The organism is Pelomonas nitida (assembly GCF_043555975.1).
In the GTDB taxonomy this organism is placed as follows: Bacteria; Pseudomonadota; Gammaproteobacteria; order Burkholderiales; family Burkholderiaceae_C; genus Pelomonas; species Pelomonas nitida.
In genome coordinates this window covers 1-355 of record NZ_JBIGIA010000051.1, presented here as the reverse complement: position 1 = coordinate 355, position 355 = coordinate 1, and the positions used below count along the sequence as shown (strand labels likewise).

General features: G+C 71.3%; 1 protein-coding gene. It reads left to right on the top strand.

The window, feature by feature from the left end:
* A partial coding sequence (locus ACG00X_RS24065; protein ID WP_394492360.1) for a hypothetical protein occupies window positions 1-355 on the top strand: 355 nt, incomplete at both ends.

Sequence of the window (355 nt, the reverse complement as noted above, 5' to 3'; positions counted from 1 at the left end):
CCACCGACGCCATCGTCGCGCTCACCTCCGGCCAGGTCGCCGCCCTCGGCACCAAGCAGGTCGCCGGCCTGTCCAGCGACCAGATCGTCGCCATCGAGACCGCCGACCTCAAGGCCCTGTCCACCACCGCCCTGCGCTCGCTCACCAGCGACCAGCTCGGCGCCCTCAACTCCGAACAGGTCGCCGCGCTGAGCAGCACCCAGGTCGCCGCGCTGACCACCGCCCAGGTCAGCACGCTGGCCAGCGATGACCTCAACGCGCTGACCAGCGGTCAGATCGGCGCCCTGAACTCGGCCCAGCTGGCCTCGCTGACCACCAGCCAGATCGCCAGCATGGAGAGCGCCGACGTGCAGGC